Annotated in this window: 15 protein-coding genes and 1 riboswitch; of the genes, 6 read left to right on the top strand and 9 right to left on the bottom strand. The window is 70.1% G+C overall.

The genetic code is table 11. The annotated features are described in order from the left end of the window. Positions 1-50: 50 nt before the first annotated feature. Positions 51-770 (top strand): nickel pincer cofactor biosynthesis protein LarB, encoded by a 720-nt coding sequence (larB, locus tag ACQPYZ_RS00915; RefSeq protein ID WP_433164241.1) that lies wholly within the window; start codon positions 51-53, stop codon positions 768-770. Continuing rightward, the gene (gene larC, locus ACQPYZ_RS00910) at positions 767-2,053 is read left to right on the top strand and encodes a nickel pincer cofactor biosynthesis protein LarC (RefSeq protein ID WP_433164239.1); all 1,287 of its coding nucleotides are present in this window, start codon (positions 767-769) and stop codon (positions 2,051-2,053) included. Before larB ends, larC begins: the two co-directional genes overlap by 4 nt. A gap of 144 nt (positions 2,054-2,197) precedes the next feature. On the opposite strand, the gene ACQPYZ_RS00905 is transcribed toward larC, so the two are convergent. From ACQPYZ_RS00905 to ACQPYZ_RS00890, 4 genes are all read right to left on the bottom strand, one after another. Further along, positions 2,198-3,346 (bottom strand): serine hydrolase domain-containing protein, encoded by a 1,149-nt coding sequence (locus ACQPYZ_RS00905; RefSeq protein WP_433164238.1) that lies wholly within the window; start codon positions 3,344-3,346, stop codon positions 2,198-2,200. A gap of 167 nt (positions 3,347-3,513) precedes the next feature. Continuing rightward, positions 3,514-3,831 (bottom strand): cupin domain-containing protein, encoded by a 318-nt coding sequence (locus ACQPYZ_RS00900; protein ID WP_433164236.1) that lies wholly within the window; start codon positions 3,829-3,831, stop codon positions 3,514-3,516. 27 nt (positions 3,832-3,858) lie between these two features. Continuing rightward, on the bottom strand, positions 3,859-5,439 hold the full coding sequence (locus tag ACQPYZ_RS00895) for a glycosyltransferase 87 family protein (RefSeq protein ID WP_433164235.1): 1,581 nt from the start codon (positions 5,437-5,439) through the stop codon (positions 3,859-3,861). Then, complete coding sequence (locus ACQPYZ_RS00890) at positions 5,436-6,224, bottom strand: glycosyltransferase (protein WP_433164233.1); 789 nt, start codon at positions 6,222-6,224, stop codon at positions 5,436-5,438. The genes ACQPYZ_RS00895 and ACQPYZ_RS00890 overlap by 4 nt, the downstream gene beginning before the upstream one ends. 270 nt (positions 6,225-6,494) lie before the next feature. Between ACQPYZ_RS00890 and ACQPYZ_RS00885 the strand changes: the two genes are divergently transcribed. After that, the gene (locus ACQPYZ_RS00885; RefSeq protein WP_433164231.1) at positions 6,495-7,712 is read left to right on the top strand and encodes an arginine deiminase; all 1,218 of its coding nucleotides are present in this window, start codon (positions 6,495-6,497) and stop codon (positions 7,710-7,712) included. 358 nt (positions 7,713-8,070) lie between these two features. Here the strand turns inward: ACQPYZ_RS00885 and ACQPYZ_RS00880 are convergent, their stop codons facing one another. The 3 genes from ACQPYZ_RS00880 to ACQPYZ_RS00870 form a co-directional block, all read right to left on the bottom strand. Beyond that, entirely contained in the window at positions 8,071-9,039 is a 969-nt protein-coding gene (locus ACQPYZ_RS00880; protein WP_433164229.1) for a DUF5926 family protein, read from the bottom strand. A 62-nt stretch (positions 9,040-9,101) separates the two neighbouring features. Further along, positions 9,102-9,491: an ATP-binding protein gene (locus tag ACQPYZ_RS00875; RefSeq protein ID WP_433164227.1), complete on the bottom strand. Its 390-nt coding sequence runs from the start codon at positions 9,489-9,491 to the stop codon at positions 9,102-9,104. Between the two features lie 270 nt (positions 9,492-9,761). Then, positions 9,762-10,634 carry a glycerophosphodiester phosphodiesterase gene (locus tag ACQPYZ_RS00870; protein ID WP_433164225.1) on the bottom strand — a complete coding sequence of 291 codons (873 nt, stop codon included), beginning with the start codon at positions 10,632-10,634 and terminating at the stop codon, positions 9,762-9,764. A gap of 120 nt (positions 10,635-10,754) precedes the next feature. Here ACQPYZ_RS00870 and ACQPYZ_RS00865 point away from each other — a divergent pair, with 120 nt between their 5' ends. The 3 genes from ACQPYZ_RS00865 to ACQPYZ_RS00855 all read left to right on the top strand — a co-directional run bounded on the left by ACQPYZ_RS00865 (position 10,755) and on the right by ACQPYZ_RS00855 (position 12,869). After that, the gene (locus ACQPYZ_RS00865; protein ID WP_433164224.1) at positions 10,755-11,732 is read left to right on the top strand and encodes a zinc-binding alcohol dehydrogenase family protein; all 978 of its coding nucleotides are present in this window, start codon (positions 10,755-10,757) and stop codon (positions 11,730-11,732) included. A gap of 80 nt (positions 11,733-11,812) precedes the next feature. Beyond that, positions 11,813-12,310, top strand: coding sequence for an RNA polymerase sigma factor (locus ACQPYZ_RS00860; protein ID WP_433164222.1), 498 nt, complete (start codon positions 11,813-11,815; stop codon positions 12,308-12,310). Further along, entirely contained in the window at positions 12,303-12,869 is a 567-nt protein-coding gene (locus tag ACQPYZ_RS00855; protein ID WP_433164220.1) for a methylated-DNA--[protein]-cysteine S-methyltransferase, read from the top strand. Before ACQPYZ_RS00860 ends, ACQPYZ_RS00855 begins: the two co-directional genes overlap by 8 nt. A gap of 135 nt (positions 12,870-13,004) precedes the next feature. On the opposite strand, the gene ACQPYZ_RS00850 is transcribed toward ACQPYZ_RS00855, so the two are convergent. Continuing rightward, positions 13,005-13,685, bottom strand: coding sequence for a class I SAM-dependent methyltransferase (locus ACQPYZ_RS00850; RefSeq protein WP_433164219.1), 681 nt, complete (start codon positions 13,683-13,685; stop codon positions 13,005-13,007). Between the two features lie 26 nt (positions 13,686-13,711). Continuing rightward, a complete protein-coding gene (locus tag ACQPYZ_RS00845) occupies positions 13,712-15,040 on the bottom strand; it encodes a purine-cytosine permease family protein (RefSeq protein ID WP_433164217.1) in 1,329 nt (442 codons plus the stop codon). Then, a riboswitch (TPP riboswitch) is annotated at positions 15,036-15,148 on the bottom strand. Its footprint overlaps the gene before it by 5 nt. Positions 15,149-15,152 lie beyond the last annotated feature (4 nt).

Here is a 15,152-nt window from a genome sequence, read left to right as displayed (position 1 = left end):
CGGTGGACCACACGATCGGGTGGTGTCAGCAGCAACGTAGATTCAGCCGCGTGACACATTTGCCCGACCCAGGTCCCCAGCCAGGCGTCCACGACCTCGGATACGCCCGGCTCGACACCGATCGGCTGGAGCGGACCGGCGACGCCGAGGTGGTCTACGGCGCCGGCAAGACGCCCGCACAGGTCGTCGAGTTGCTGCGTACTCTGCACGCCACTCACCCGTCCCACGCCGTGCTCGCCACCCGCCTGACAGTCGAGGCGCAGGAGGCCGTCGCCGCCGCTCTCCCGACCGCGGTGGTCGACCCCGTCGGCCGTACGGCGGTCCTCGGCGAGCCGCCCGTACTGCGCGGGACTGTCGCCGTCGTCGCGGCTGGTACGTCGGATGCGCCGGTGGCAGCCGAGGCGGTCACGACCGCACGCGTGTTCGGCGCGGAGGTGGACGTGATCACGGACGTGGGCGTCGCGGGGCTGCACCGGATCATGGCCGTCCGCGAGCGGCTGGACGCGGCGGACTGCCTGATCGTCGTCGCCGGCATGGAGGGTGCGCTGCCGAGTGTGGTCGGCGGGCTGGTCGGCGTACCGCTGGTCGCCGTACCGACGTCGGTCGGGTACGGCGCCTCGTTCGGTGGGGTCGCGGCGTTGCTCGGGATGCTGAACTCGTGCGCACCGGGTGTGACCGTGGTGAACATCGACAACGGCTTCGGGGCCGGTGTGTTCGCGGCACGGGTCGCCCGCCGGGCCGCGCCGCGCGAGTCCAAGGAGACCTCGTGAGGATCGCCTGGATCGACTGCTCCGCCGGCGCCTCCGGCGACATGCTCCTCGGCGCCTTCCTGGACGCCGGCGCCGACCTCACCTTCGTAAACACGGCGGTAGCCGCGGTCGACCCGTCGTTGTCTGTCACCGTCGACCCCACCACCCGCCACCAGATAGCCGCCACCAAGGCCACGGTGACAGTAGAAGGCACCCCCCACCCGGAGTCCTTCCCCGAAACCGGTCACTCCCACTCCGATGGACCTTCCGAGCACGGCCACGGTCACGGGCACGGGCACGGCGAGCACGAGCACGACGGGCATTCCCACGGACCTACTCGGGCTTGGGCTGATGTGCGGGAGTTGCTCGAGTGGGCCGACCTGCCGGAAGGCGTTCGGGCCAGGGCTCTGGACACCTTCGCCCGGCTGGCTCGAGCCGAGGGGTCGGCGCACGGGGTCGAGCCGGACGCCGTGCACTTCCACGAGGTCGGCGCGCTGGACGCGATCGCGGACATCGTCGGCGTCGCCGCGGCCTCGGTCTCGCTCGGGCTGGACCGGGTCGTGGTCTCGACGATCGCGCTCGGCGGCGGGCGCCAGGTGCGCGGTCAGCACGGCGGCATCCCGATCCCCGGACCCGCCGTACTCCACCTGCTGTCCGAGGCCGAAGCCCCGGTCGTCGGCGGCACCGCGCCGTACGAGATGACGACCCCGACCGGCGCCGCGCTGCTCGCCACGCTGGCCGACGAGTTCGGCATGATGCCGCCGATGCGGATCACCCGGACCGGCGTCGGCGCCGGCGGCCGCGACCCGGTCGAGGTGCCGAACATCGTTCGCGTGATCGTCGGCGAGACCACCGAGCGCCCCGCGACCGAGCTGGTCTACGAGACCAACGTCGACGACCTCGACCCGCGCCTGTGGCCGCAGACGCTCGCCCGCCTCCTCGAGGCCGGCGCGGCGGACGCCTGGCTGACCCCGATCCTGATGAAGAAGGGCCGCCCGGCGCACACGCTGTCGGTCCTCGTCAGCAGCGTGAACGCCGACGCGGTCCGACGGGTGATCCTCACCGAGACCACGGCGATCGGCCTGCGCGAGTTCCCGATCAGCAAGCACGCCGCCGACCGCGAGTTCACCACCGTCGAGGTGGACGGGCAGCCGATCAGCATCAAGATCGCGCGGTACGACGGCCAGGTCGTCAACGTCCAGCCCGAGTACGACGACGTCGTGGCGGCCGCGGCCGAGCTCAAACAACCGGTGAAGTCCATCCTCGCCCGAGCAATCGCAGCAGCCGAACCCCTCTGGCACTAACCACCCACCCGACCCCCCGGCAACCACCGGCACCAACCACCAACCGCCAGCCGCCCGGTTTCGATAACCACCGGCCCGAGCCCCAGCCCCGGCAACCGCCGGCCGCCCCGGCTCGAGTGAGCTCGGGGCGGCTGGTGGTGGTGCTTAGCGGGCTGCCTTGCGCGGCTGGGCGCAGAACACGTCCTTGACGAGTTTGTCCGAGGCCGCCGGGAACACGACCGCCGGGTCAATCGGTGCGTCGGCAGTGGTGACCGAGGCGGTCAGGGTCCTGCGGCCGTCCGCCGAGCTGTACATCATCGCGCCGTACCCACCCGGCGCGCCGCCGTTGTGCTGGTAGACGATGCCGCCGCAGTCCGGTCCCAGATCCTGCACCCACAGCCCGAGACCGAGGTTGTACGGGCCGACCGGCGTGCGCATCTCGTCCAGGAGCGCGGCCGGCAGCAACCTCCCGCCCATCAGCGCGGCGATGAACGTCTGGAGCTCCTTCGTCGTCGAAGCCATGTCGCCGGCCCCGGCCAGCAGGGTGAGGTTCTGGCGGCTGACGTCGGCCAGTTTCCACTCGCCGGCGTCCTGGTACCGGTAGTAGCCGTGAGCATGCGGCCCGGGAAGGCGCGACCGGTTGCCTGGCACCGAGGTCCCGTCCAGCCGGAGCGGTCGCAGGATCCGCCGCTGCAGCTCGTCGGCGTACGAGCGGCCCGTGCTCCTCTCGATCAGCAGCAGGGCCAGCGTGTAGTTGGTGTTGGCGTACCGCTGGTCCGTTCCCGGCGCGAACCGAGGTGCCCTGGACAATGCCAGCCTGACCAGTTGATCCGGCCGGTAGGAGTGGAACCGGTCGTCGACCCAGTCCTTGCCCCCGGCGACGACCCCCGGCTCCCAGTTCCCGTCGGCGTCGAAGTCGCCGGTGTAGTTGAACAAGCCGCTGGTGTGCTGCAACAGCATGCGTACGGTGATGCGCCGATCCAGCCCGAGCTCGGGCAGGTAACCGGCCACCGGCGCATCCAGGCCGACCTTGCCCTCGGCCACGAGTTGCAGGACGACGGTGGCGGTGAAGGTCTTGGTCGTGCTCCCGATCCAGAACCGCCCGTTCGTCGGCGGCTTCGCGCTCCCGCCCAGCTTCCGCACCCCGGCGCTGCCGACCCAGTCGCCCCGCTCGTCGCGTACCCGCAGTTGCAGGCCGCCGAACCCGGCGCCGACGAACTCCTGCATCGCCCTCTGGAGCTCCGGGCGTTCGCCCACCTTCGACACGGCCGTGCTGTCCGCGGCAGCCGCCCCTGGCACGGTCGCTGCGGTCATCAACGCCACGGCCAGCGCCGCCACCCCTACTCGCCGAAAGGCCCGCCGAGCGGCCTTGTTGTCGTTATATCGCTTCCGCGGCCCCGAGGCCGCGCGCTCTGAAGTGTTCATGACGACGACCTTCGCGGCCGGCTCTGACACCCCACCGTCACCGCGCTGACACGGCGCTACCGACCGCTGTACGGCGGGGCGAAGATCACGAGCAGCGCCAGGTCCTCGGTGATGTCGGTGAACCGGTGCTCCTCCTCGGCCGGGACGAACAGCACGTCACCCGGCCCAACCGGCTCGGAGCCGCTCGGTGTCACCAGCGTCGCCCGGCCGGTGGTGACGACGTAGATCTCGTCCTCGTGGTGCGGTGCCTGGTCGTCGACACCGCCCGCCGGGATCGAGTAGGTGCCCACGGACATCGATTCGTTCCGTAGCTGTTCGACGTAGTCGTTCGGCTCGCGGCGTACGAAGACGCCCGCCCCCGCCAGTTTCTTCACCCGGGGAGGTTAGCGGACGAATCCCGATCAGGTGCTGGTCTTGTGCGGCTCCGCCGTACCGACGACGGGTTTCGGCCGGCGGCGGGGCCAGTCGTACGGCCACCACTGCGCGCCGCCGCGCCGCGCCCAGACGATGAGCCCGATCAGCACGGCCAGCTCGACCGCCGGGCAGATCGTGTCCCGCAGGCGGGCGCTGAACCACTCCAGCGAATCCGACAGGCTCGCCGCCACCTGACGTGCGTTCGGATCTCGGCCGGGGACGTAGGCGATCGCGAGCATCGTCGTCCGGACCACCATCAACCCGTCCACCTTCGACGCCGCCACCGCGGCCAGCGCGACCCAGGCGATCACGTCGTACCAGGGCAGTGAGTACATCGCGGTCAGGATCCAGGCGATCGCGTAGATCGCGGTGTACCGGATAGCTGCCGGGGTCGGGTCGTCCGGGTGCGTCTGCGGCACCAGTGACTTCGGGAAGACCTGCGACAGCAGGATCGCGACCACGATCAGCCCCAGCCAGGCGATGATCGCGAGGAACGTCCGGACCAGCGGGCCCGGCAGGAACAGGTCGAAGAAACTCAGCAGCACCTTGTGCGGCGTGCCGGTCGAGATGAACGACGTCTGCGAGCGCGCCTGCTGGAACGCCTGCAAGCCGACCACGGCGTACAGGCTGCCCATCGCGAGCGCACCACCGCCGCAGAAGATCGCTGCCTTCCGACGGTCCGCGCGCAAGGCCCACAGCATCGCCACGCCGACCAGGCCGATCGACAGTTTGGTGCAGCCGGCGATGCCGATCAGGATGCCCGCCCAGAAGACGTGCCGCCGGAACAGCCACAGCCCGATCACCGCGAACATCACCGCGATCGCGTCGTTGTGCGCACCGGCCAGAACCGTCCACAGGATCAGCGGGTTGGCCAGGCCGAGCATCGCCACGCGCCGCTGGTTCGGCAGGTTGCGCCCGACCAGCTTGAGCAGGACGAGCCCGGTGACGACCAGGCTGATCGCGACCGACAACTGCAGCATCCACACGGTCAGCTGCATCGAGTCGCCGCCGATCAGCGACGAGATCCACTGGATCCAGGTCGCGATCGGGCCGTACACGCTCCGCGCACCCTGCCACGGCCGTTCGGTCGCCGCGATCACCGAGTCGTACCCGAGCCGGATGGTGTCCGCGGGCGCGGTCGTGTACGGGTCGCCGCCGAGCGACATGATCCGGCCGTACGCCGCGTAGATCAGGACGTCACCGGAGGCCATCGGCGGCACCAGCGTGATCGCCGCTGTCGTACCGATGCCCAGGGCAACCAATCGCTCGACCCGCGGCGCCCACCCGTGTTTCAGGGCCTTGGTCGCGAGGAAGACGCCGTACCCGCCGAGCAGGATGGCGACGTAGATCATCACCGTGACGAGCCAGTCGTTCGGCTTGCTGTCGAACCAGTACGACGGCAGCCAGGCGTGCCGGTTCGTCAGGGTCAGCACGACCACGGACGGGCCGAGCAGGCCGACAGCGACGATCAGCGTCGTACAGGCCAGGTAGAGCGCGACCGCGCGGCGGCCGTAGCGGTCCGCCAGCCGCGGGTCTGTGGTTTCGGTGCTGGTGTCGCTGGTGCTCATTGCGACTTCCGCGGAAAAAGACTGCGCAGCGACGGCCCGCTGCCGGCCGGGAGCGCGCTCCGCGCGGCCAGGGCGCGGCGGACGTGCAGATACTGCCGGCCGCGGTGCAGTTGGCCGCGCAGGTCCGTCCCGGTCGCGCGGTGCCGGACGTCGATCGGCACCTCGAGGATGCGGAAACCCTTACGACCGAGGTCGATGCTCAGCGCGGTCTCGACCCCGAAACCGGCGGCGAGCGGTACGGCGGCGTCGAACGCGACCCGCGTCAGGCAGCGCTGGCCGGACAGCGGCTGCTCCGGCGCCCAGCCGGTCGCCTCCTCGATGCCCGCCCGCGCGAGCCGGACGACGAACCCGTGGCCGCCTGCCTTGGAGCCGTCCGCGCGCACCTGCGCCGGCAGCGTCCCGATGGTCATGTCGGCCCGGCCGGTCTGCACCGGCTCGATCAGCGGCGCACCCGCGGCGGTCGCGGAGTCGGTCAGATCGGCGTCGAGGAAGAGCAGGTGCCGCGCGCGGGCGCCGTCGCGCTCCGCCACGGCCGCCGCCCCGGACTCCATCGCCGCTGCCTTCCCCCGGTTCCGCTCGTGCCGGACGACGACCGCCCCGGCTCGCTCGGCGGCCTGCGCCGTGCCGTCCGCCGAACCGTCGTCGACCACGACCACGAGATCCACGCCGATGATCTTGTGCACCGCGTCCACCGTGGCCGCGATCCGGTCCGCTTCGTCCTTCGCCGGAATCACGCAGGCGACGGCTCGCTCGAAGGGCTCGGAAGGCAGGTCATGACCGGACACAGCACCGCAGCCTAGTTGCTTCGCAGCCGATCGACCTCGTCGGTTCCGGACCACTGTGGATATCTCCTTCTTTCGAACGACCTGTGGAAAACCTGGGAGGCCGGCGGCCGGATCACGGCATCTTCTCTGGCGAGAGCGGCTCGTCGCTCGACTGGAGAAGTTGGAGGTGAAGGGATATTGTCCGACAATCAGACAGATCGGTCCGGCGACCGGCGCAGCACGCCCGGCTGCCGTAGCGTGGTTGGGACGACCCGGAGAAGGGACAGGCGGATGACCGAGGCTCAGGGAGTCGACCAGGGGTACGGCGTCGACAGCGAGGTCGGCCCGCTGCGGACGGTGATGCTGCACCGGCCGGGCAACGAGCTGCGCCGGCTGACCCCGCGGAACAACGACAAGCTCCTGTTCGACGGCATCCCCTGGGTCGGGCGGGCGCAGGAGGAGCACGACGCGTTCGCCCAGGCGCTGCGCGACCGCGACGTCGAGGTGCTGTATCTCGGCGAGCTGCTCACCGAAGCGCTGACGGATCCCGAGGCCCGTTCGGTCGCGGTCAGCGGTGCCATCGCGGACCTCCGGCTCGGTGACACGCTGCGCGACTACCTCCGGACGGCGTTGAGCGACCTCGATCCGGCGCGACTGGCCGAGGCGCTGATGGCCGGCGTGCGGAACGACGAGGTCCGAGCCGGTGGGCTGGTCACCTCACTGCTGGCCCACGAGGACTTCCTGATCGACCCCCTGCCGAACCTGCTGTTCACCCGCGACTCGAGCGTGTGGATCCGGGACTCGGTCGCGGTCACCTCGCTCGCGATGCCGGCCCGGGTGCGCGAGACGCAGCTGACCGAGCTGATCTACACCTTCCATCCGCGGTTCGCCGGGTCGGACAAGGTCTACGACCATCAACTCGAGCATGTCGAAGGCGGCGATGTGCTCGCGCTCGGTCCGGGCGTCCTGGCGGTCGGCGTGGGTGAGCGGACCACGCCCGCAGGGGTCGAGCGGCTGGCTCGACGGGTCTTCGCGAAGGGGCTGGCGCATACGGTCCTCGCCGTACCTATCGCGCAGCAGCGGGCGACGATGCACCTCGACACCGTGTGCACGATGGTCGACGTCGACGCCGTCCTGATGTATCCGAACATGGCGGAGGAGATGCGTGCGCATGCGGTGACGACCGACGGCGAGCAGTTGTACGTCGCGGAGCCGGAGCCGTTCCTGGTCGCGGCCGCGAAGGCGCTCGGGATCGACACGCTGCGAAGGATCGACACCGGCCTGGATCCGGTCACCGCCGAACGTGAGCAGTGGGACGACGGCAACAACACTCTCGCGCTCGCACCGCGCGTGTGCATCGCCTACGAGCGCACGGTCGAGACCAATGCGCGACTGGAGGAGTCCGGGATCGAAGTCATCCGCATCTCCGGCTCCGAGCTCGGCTCCGGCCGGGGTGGTCCGCGCTGCATGTCCTGCCCGGTTCTGCGCGCGCCGGTCAAAGTGGTCTAAACCGCACTCAGGCCGACCGGGCCGGACCACGTGAGCCCGGCGACACGCGCAGTGAAATCGGGGCTTGTGGCCGACCCCCAACCTGAGTACTCTTCATGCCTAGGCCCAGGCCCTGTTGCTCCCCCGTCAGCAGGACTTGGGCCGTCCACGTTCTCTCCCGGTAGCAGGCCCACCCGCCTCCCGCGGAGATCCACTGGTCCACAACCACCCCAACGGACTAGACCACAACGGGCCTCCCCCGCGGCGGTCGGACTGAGCCGATGCGCGTCGTACTTGGTCGGCTCTTATGTGCACGCCGTACGCGAGGTGCTTGGCGACCGACGGTCGGGTTCTCGCGTACGGCGTACTGGACCCAGAGCTAGCGGATGGTTAGTTGGCGGCTGGAGAGGCCGGCTCGGGCGGCTCGTTCTTCGGTGGTGAGGGGAGTGTTGGTGGCGAGGGCCTTCTCGAGGGCGGTGGCGAAGTCGGCGGCCGGCTTCTCGACGTCGGCGGCTTCGGCGTCGGCGGGGAGTTCCCAAACGGGGGCGAGTACGCCGAGCGCGCGGAAGGAGCCGATCAGGCGGCTGCCGTCGACCAGCGCGGACGAGCCGGCGGCATGCAGCCGCGCCAGCGCGTCCAGCAGGGTGTCCTCGCTGTGCGGCATCACCCAGCGCAGGTAGCGGCGGTCGCCGATCTGCGTCCAGTACGCCGCGTCCACCGACTCCAGGCGGACGGTCGGCGCCGCGGCCGAGTTCGCTCGCTCCAGGCCCGCGGCGACCTCGCCGGTCGGGTCCTCGACGTTCTCGCCGACCCAGTAGTCGAAGCCCTCGTGCACCTTGACCTCGATCGGCTTCGTGGTGTCGATCAGGTCCTGCAACCGCGGGCCGTCCTTGAGCAGGTCGCCCAACTGGATCGGGTTGCCCGGCTCGGTCGTCAACGCGGCGGTGATCGCGTGCCCGAGGTCGCGACTCGGGTCACCGGACGACGCGTGCGTCTGCATGCCGATCCAGATCGTCTCGTCGTCGCGCACCAGCCCCGGCATCGCCATCGGCAGCAATGTGACCAGGTTGACCACCTTGCCGGCGTGGTCACCGGTCATCACGACCTCCGCCGTACCCGACGGAACGATCTCGCGGAACGCGATCAGGTCGCACTCCGACGGCAGCCCCTCGAACGGCCGGACGACGAAGGCGTCGGCCGCCTGGGCTCGCTCCCGTCCGTGGCACTGCTTGAACCGCTTGCCCGAGCCGCACGGGCAGGGCTCCCGTGGCCCGACGTCGACCAGGTCGGCCGGATCCAGCGTGACGGTCGTCGTGTTCTTCGGGCGCTGCCGCGACTTCTTTCCCATAGAGCGCAGTCTTGCAGCCCGCCGCCCCGGACAGCCAACTCGGGAACGCACCCGGCTCGCGGTCAGCTCGGGATGATCGCGTGCACCGTGCGGTGGGTGGCGGCGGTCCGGACGTCCCAGGCGGAGGTGAGTACGTCGACGATCGCCAGGCCGCGGCCGCCGATGGACTCGGGGTGGGCGTCGTCGATGCGCTGCGGCTCGGTGTCGCCGCAACCGTCGGTGACCTCGACGTGGATCCCCGCCTTGTCGATCCACCAGGCGGCACGGACTTCGCCGGCGGGCAGCGGCGGCGCGTACCGGATCGCGTTCGAGAGCAGTTCGGACAGGACGAGCTGAGCGTCGTCACGAGCGGTTTCGGCGACCCGGAAACGCTTGAGGTAGGCGGCTAGACGGCGACGGGCATCCGCTACCGCGGACACTTCATGCGGCAGTACGACGTCCACAACGCTCACGTCGGCAGGCAAGGTCGCAGAGGACAAGCAGGGTCTCCTCGTTCATCGGAACAGCCATATGCACATCTGCCCAGCTTCCGACCTGGGAAAACACCGGCAGGTATTCCGTTACATAGCGACGCCGCAGATCACACGTTTAGCCAACAAATCGAGACGAAATCGACGGAATTGAACGTTGCGATAACGCGCCGCATTCACACCGCTACGTAAGCGCACCGTCCCGGCCTGCCCTCGTGACCCATCCCACACCGTCCGGAGAGCCCGGCCGCGCTACTGACGGCGGGGTTGGCGTCTGGGTGGATAGGTGTAGGAGGGGAGCGGCGGGGTCGGGGGTTCCGCGAGGGTTCTCAGCGCGGCTTCGGGACGGTCGGTGATGATCGCGTCGACGCCGATCGCGCGGCAGTGGCGGATGTCCGCGTCCGCGTTGACGGTCCAGACGTGCACCTGGTGACCGTGCTTGTGCGCGCGGTCGACGTACTCCGGGTGGGCGGTGACGATCTCCAGGCTCGGGCCGGCGTACGAGACACCCGTCGGCAGGGAGCCGTCGCGGAAGCGCAGCGGCACGCGGTCCATCAGCAGGACCGTGCGCAGGGCGGGCGCCATCGTGCGCAGTCGGCGGAGGGACAGCCAGGAGAAGCTCATCACCCGCGCCGGGGACTCGCTGCCGACCTTCGGGTGCGCCCAGCCGAACCGGTCGAGGGTCTCGATCAGGCGGCGCTCGACCAGACCGGCGTACCGGGTGGGGTGTTTGGTCTCGATCGCGAGCTCGACCGGGCGGCCGCAGTCGCGGACCATCGACAGCAGCTCGTCGAGGGTGAGCACCTTCCGGAGGTCCGGGGTCGGCAGCTCGGCCTCGTCGTCGAGGTCCGACCACGGGTTCTTCCACGAACCCCAGTCGAACGCCTCGAGCTCCTCCAGGCTCATGGTCGACAACACGCCGCGGCCGTTCGAGGTGCGGTCGATCCGCCGGTCGTGGACGCAGACCAGATGCCCGTCGGAGGTGAGCCGTACGTCGCACTCGAGGCCGTCCGCGCCGGCCTCGACGGCCCGGCGGTAGGCCGCCAACGTGTGTTCGGGACTGACGTCACTCGCGCCGCGATGGGCGACGACGCTCGGGCCCCGCCCGAGCAAGCTCTGCGCCATGGGATCAACTCTGTCACGCGGTCGAGCGCCCAGGTCACGCAGCCACGCCGTCCAGGGAAAACGATTGCTGCAGCCTGAAGCGGACCACTTCCCGTGGGTAGTGTCCGGCAGGATGGACGAATGCTGATGCGGGCGGTGGTGCTGGAGGGTCCGGTCGAGCCGGAGGAGCTGCGGGTACGGCGCGTGTCGGTACCGGAGCCGCGACCAGGGTGGGTGCGGGTGAAGGTGGAGGCGTTCGGGCTGAACCGGTCGGAGTACCACCTGCGGGCCGGGCTGGCGACGAACGCACGCTTCCCGGTGATCCCGGGGATCGAGGCAACCGGGACGGTCGACCTGGCGCCGGGCGGCGAGTACGAGCCCGGTCAGCAGGTGGTGGCGATGATGGGCGGGATGGGGCGTGAGTACGACGGTGGGTACGCCGAGTACACCGTCGTACCGGCGTCGTCGGTGATTCCCGTGCGGACCGAGCTGGACTGGGCGACGCTCGGAGCGCTGCCGGAGATGCTGCAGACCGCGCACGGGTCGCTGCACACCGGGCTGGCGATCCAGCCGGGGCAGACACTCCTGATCCGCGGCGGTACGTCGTCCGTCGGGGTGGCGGCGGCCGCGATCGCGAAGGAACACGGCCTGACCGTGTTGTCGACAACACGGAATCCGGAGCGGGCGACGGTGTTGCACGAGCTCGGCATCGACCATCCGATCGTTGACGATGGCAACGTCGCGGTGAAGGTGCGGGAGATCGCGCCGGCGGGCGTGGACGCGGCGCTGGAGCTCGTCGGGACGAACGTGCTCCCGGACACGCTGAAGGCGACGGCGGTCCACGGCACGGTGTGCTTCACCGGCATGCTCAGCGACACCTGGACGATCCCGGACTTCTACCCGATCGGCTACCTGCCGAACGGTGTCCGGTTGACGGCGTACGGCGGCGAGAGCAGCGACCTCCCCGCCGAGGCGCTCCAGCGGTACGTCGACCTGGTTGCCAGCGGCAAGCTTCCGGTGAGGATCGACCGGGTCCTCACGATGGAGCAGATCGGCGAGGCGCACCGGATCATGCAGGAAGGCGCCGCGGTCGGCAAGCTCGTCGTCCGCGTGACCTGAAACCGGGCCGACGCCGCAACAGCGCCGAGTCTCGGGATGCGGACTCACACCGTGGGGGCCGGATGCGTTCTACTGGCGTGATGGCTCGGGAGAAGTCGGTTTCGCTGCCGCCGTTCCAGGCGCTGGTCGACGCGCACTGGCGGGACGTGGCGCGGCTGGCGCGTGCCCTGGCCGGGCCGGTGGACGGCGACGACGTGGCCCAGCGCGCCTGGGAGAAGGCGTTCGCCGCCTATCCGGCGCTGACCTCGGCGAAGAACCTCCGCAGCTGGCTGCTGACCATCACCGCCCGGTGCGCGACCGACCTGCACCGGGCGCGCAGACCACAGAGCCCGCTCGACGAGGCCCCGGCGCTCGCGGTCGACGGCCCGGACGCCGCGGACTGGCCGGACCCCGACCTGTGGCAGGCCGTCAACGACCTGCCCGAACGCCAGCGGTTCGCCATCACGCTCAAGTACGTCGGCGACCTCGACCACCACGGTGTGGCCGCCGCCCTGGACACCACGCCGGCCGCGTCCCGACGACTCGTCAGCGACGCGCTCGCGACCTTGCGCACGAAACTCGGAGTACACCATGAATGACCTCGAGAGCCGGCTCGCCCGGCTCACCGCACCGGACCTCAAGCCACCGGTCCTTCCGACCGCCGACGTCGCCTACACCCTGCACGACACCCCGATCGGCACGCTGGTGCTCGCCATCGCGAACGGCCGGGTGGTCGCCAGCTCCTTCGCCGACGAGGAGACCGTCACCAACCGCCTCGCCCGGGCCGTGTCCCCGCGCGTACTCCGGCAGCCCCGGCCGCTGGACGACGTACGGCGGCAACTGGACGAGTATCTGGACGGCCGGCGGCACGAGTTCGACCTCGAGGTGGATCTCGCGCTGGCGACGCCGTTCCAGCGACTCGTGCTGGCCGACCTGCCGGCGTCCACGAGCTACGGGCGGACGACGACGTACGGCGAGCTCGCCGGGGCGATCCACAAGCCGAAGGCGGCCCGGGCCGTCGGTACGGCGCTCGGCGCGAACCCGGTGTGTGTCGTGCTGCCGTGCCACCGGGTGATCGGGTCGAGCGGAGCGCTCACCGGATACGCGGGCGGACTGGACGCGAAACGATTCTTGCTGAATCTCGAAGCAAAAAGCTGAGTTTTCCCGCGCCGCCGAGAAGGCATTTACACTGAAAGAGCTAAGGAGCAGATCCCCAGTGTGGAGTGGGGATCTGCTTCTTGTTTTCCCTTGCCTGGAAGGGATCCGGGCGCGGTGAACGAATTGCCTGACGCGTCAGTCGGCACCGGGTTGGTGGATCTCCAGAATGAGCCGGCGACGGCCGCCCCAGTCCCGTTTGTAGACCTTGTAGTCCTCGATTCCGGCGGCCGCGCAGAGCCGGCCGTAGCTGATTTCGTCGTGGATGAAGTGCACGCTGCTGGAGTCGAAGTGCTCGGTGGTGACGATCCGGTGCTCGGGACCCTGGCGCAGCCCGTTGGCGATCTCGGCGGCCGTCGCCGGCCCCCAGACCGGGCCCTCGATGATCGCCACTCCGCCAGGCTTCAGCACCCGGGAGATCTCGCAGATCGTGGACACCTGCTCGTCCTCGGCGAAGAGCTCGTGGAACGCGGTCCACAGGCAGATCACCGCGTCGAACGCATCCCACTTGTACGGCAGGTCGGTCATCGAGCCGATCGCCCAGTCGATCGCCAGGTCCTCCTCGACCGCCTTCGCCCGGCCGGCCTCGACCAGGTTCGGCGCGATGTCCAGGGCGCGGACGACCTTGCCGGCCCGGCGCAGCGGCAGCGCGATCCGGCCGTACCCGCAGCACAGGTCGAGCACCGACTCCCGGCCCTCGAGCAGCTCCTCGACGGCCTTGACGATCGCCGCGTCCCGCTCGGGCGTGGTACGCGCGGCCAGCCCGTCGGCCCCGAGTTCCGCGTACTCGGCCCGGCTGCGCAGTGCGGAGTTCAGCATTGCGCAAGTATCCCGGTTACTCCGGGTCAGTTGTCCAGCGGTCGGCGGCCGATCCGCCCGAGAACGACGGCGGCCAGCATCGAGACGACGATCGACGTGTACGTCGCGCCGAGCCAGCCGGGGACAGGCCGGTCACCGAAGATCCACTGCTGGACGTCGAGCCAGAACGTTGACCAGCCGGACACCGTGCCGGGGTTGACCAGCTGGTAGGCGACGAACCCGATCAGCCAGGCGACCGCGGGCTGCCAGCGGAACCGCGCCGTACCGGAGACGTCCCAGTTCATCCTGCTGACCACGAAGAAGTCGGCGATCGCGACCGCGAACAGCGGGATGAACACCGACCCGATCAGGTAGAGGAACTGCGTGTAGTTGCCCAGGTCAACCAACAGGGCGAGGCCGGTGGCGAGCGCGCCGATGGCGACCGAGATCCAGCGCCGGTCGACGTGACCGACCAGGTTGTGGGCGGCCATCGTGGTCGAGTAGACGTTCGCGTAGGCCTCGTCGACCTCGTCCACCAGCAGCACGAACAACGCGATCGCGCCGGCCGGCAGGGTGACCAGCGCGGTGATCACGTCCGCGCTGTTGGTCCCCAGCGTGGCCACGGCGAACACGCCGAGGGCGTAGTACCCGATCGCGGCGATCCCGTAGCCGAGGGACGATCCGGCGAAGGCGGCCTTGTTCGTCCGCGAGTGCCGGGTGTAGTCGGCGGCCAGCGGCGCGAACGACACCACGCCCGCGGCGGCCAGGTCGACACCCGGCCAGAAGCCGAAGACCCCGTCCTGCGGCAGCGGCTGCACCGGCTTGCTGAGCACCTGCACGAACAGGTAGACCGACGCGATCAGCACCAGCCAGACCATGAACTTGCGCAGTACCTTCACGCTGCCGAGCGGCCGGACCGCCATCACCGTCGCGATCACCCCGGCCAGGACGACGAACAGCCAGCGCCAGCGCTCGCTCGTCACCGCGACCGCGGCCTGGGAGATGACGATGATCTCCATCGTCGCCCAGCCGATGTTCTGCGCGATGTTCAGCACGGTCGGCGCCATCGAGCCGCGCCGGCCGAACAGGCCGCGCAGGCTCGCCATCGCCGGCGCCCCGGTCTGCGAGCCGAACACGGCCGCCCCGCCGAGCACGAGCGCACCGATGCCGCAGCCGATCACGACCGCGAGCAGGCCCTGCGCCAGCGAGCCGGTGTACGCCGCGACCAGCGCACCGGTCACCGGCCCGAACAGGGAGATCCCGAGGTTCCCCCAGAGGGTGAACTGGTCGAAGAAGCCGAGCGTGCGCGGCGCGTCCGTGGTGAGGACGAGCGGCGCCTCGCTCTGGGCGACAGGACGGACAGCAGTACTGGTCATGGTTGGACCCGCTCCCTACGCCGGCATTACCCGGTCAGGTTCAGGCGGTCGGCGACCCGGCGTCGCCCTCTCAGCCCGCGCATCGTGCGAGCTCCCGCAGAGGTTTCGTTAC

The sequence above is a fragment of the Kribbella sp. CA-247076 genome, assembly GCF_050942445.1.
Taxonomy (GTDB): Bacteria; Actinomycetota; Actinomycetes; order Propionibacteriales; family Kribbellaceae; genus Kribbella.
This window is presented reverse-complemented; position numbering and strand designations above follow the sequence as displayed.

What these genes read in the sequence shown, in the direction of transcription:
- ACQPYZ_RS00905 (WP_433164238.1), bottom strand. Translation starts at nt 3,346, where the DNA reads ATGACCGCAGCGACCGTGCCAGGGGCGGCTGCCGCGGACAGCACGGCC.
- ACQPYZ_RS00895 (WP_433164235.1), bottom strand. Translation starts at nt 5,439, where the DNA reads ATGAGCACCAGCGACACCAGCACCGAAACCACAGACCCGCGGCTGGCG.
- ACQPYZ_RS00885 (WP_433164231.1), top strand. Translation starts at nt 6,495, where the DNA reads ATGACCGAGGCTCAGGGAGTCGACCAGGGGTACGGCGTCGACAGCGAG.
- ACQPYZ_RS00880 (WP_433164229.1), bottom strand. Translation starts at nt 9,039, where the DNA reads ATGGGAAAGAAGTCGCGGCAGCGCCCGAAGAACACGACGACCGTCACG.
- ACQPYZ_RS00870 (WP_433164225.1), bottom strand. Translation starts at nt 10,634, where the DNA reads ATGGCGCAGAGCTTGCTCGGGCGGGGCCCGAGCGTCGTCGCCCATCGC.
- ACQPYZ_RS00865 (WP_433164224.1), top strand. Translation starts at nt 10,755, where the DNA reads ATGCTGATGCGGGCGGTGGTGCTGGAGGGTCCGGTCGAGCCGGAGGAG.
- ACQPYZ_RS00860 (WP_433164222.1), top strand. Translation starts at nt 11,813, where the DNA reads ATGGCTCGGGAGAAGTCGGTTTCGCTGCCGCCGTTCCAGGCGCTGGTC.
- ACQPYZ_RS00855 (WP_433164220.1), top strand. Translation starts at nt 12,303, where the DNA reads ATGAATGACCTCGAGAGCCGGCTCGCCCGGCTCACCGCACCGGACCTC.
- ACQPYZ_RS00850 (WP_433164219.1), bottom strand. Translation starts at nt 13,685, where the DNA reads ATGCTGAACTCCGCACTGCGCAGCCGGGCCGAGTACGCGGAACTCGGG.
- ACQPYZ_RS00845 (WP_433164217.1), bottom strand. Translation starts at nt 15,040, where the DNA reads ATGACCAGTACTGCTGTCCGTCCTGTCGCCCAGAGCGAGGCGCCGCTC.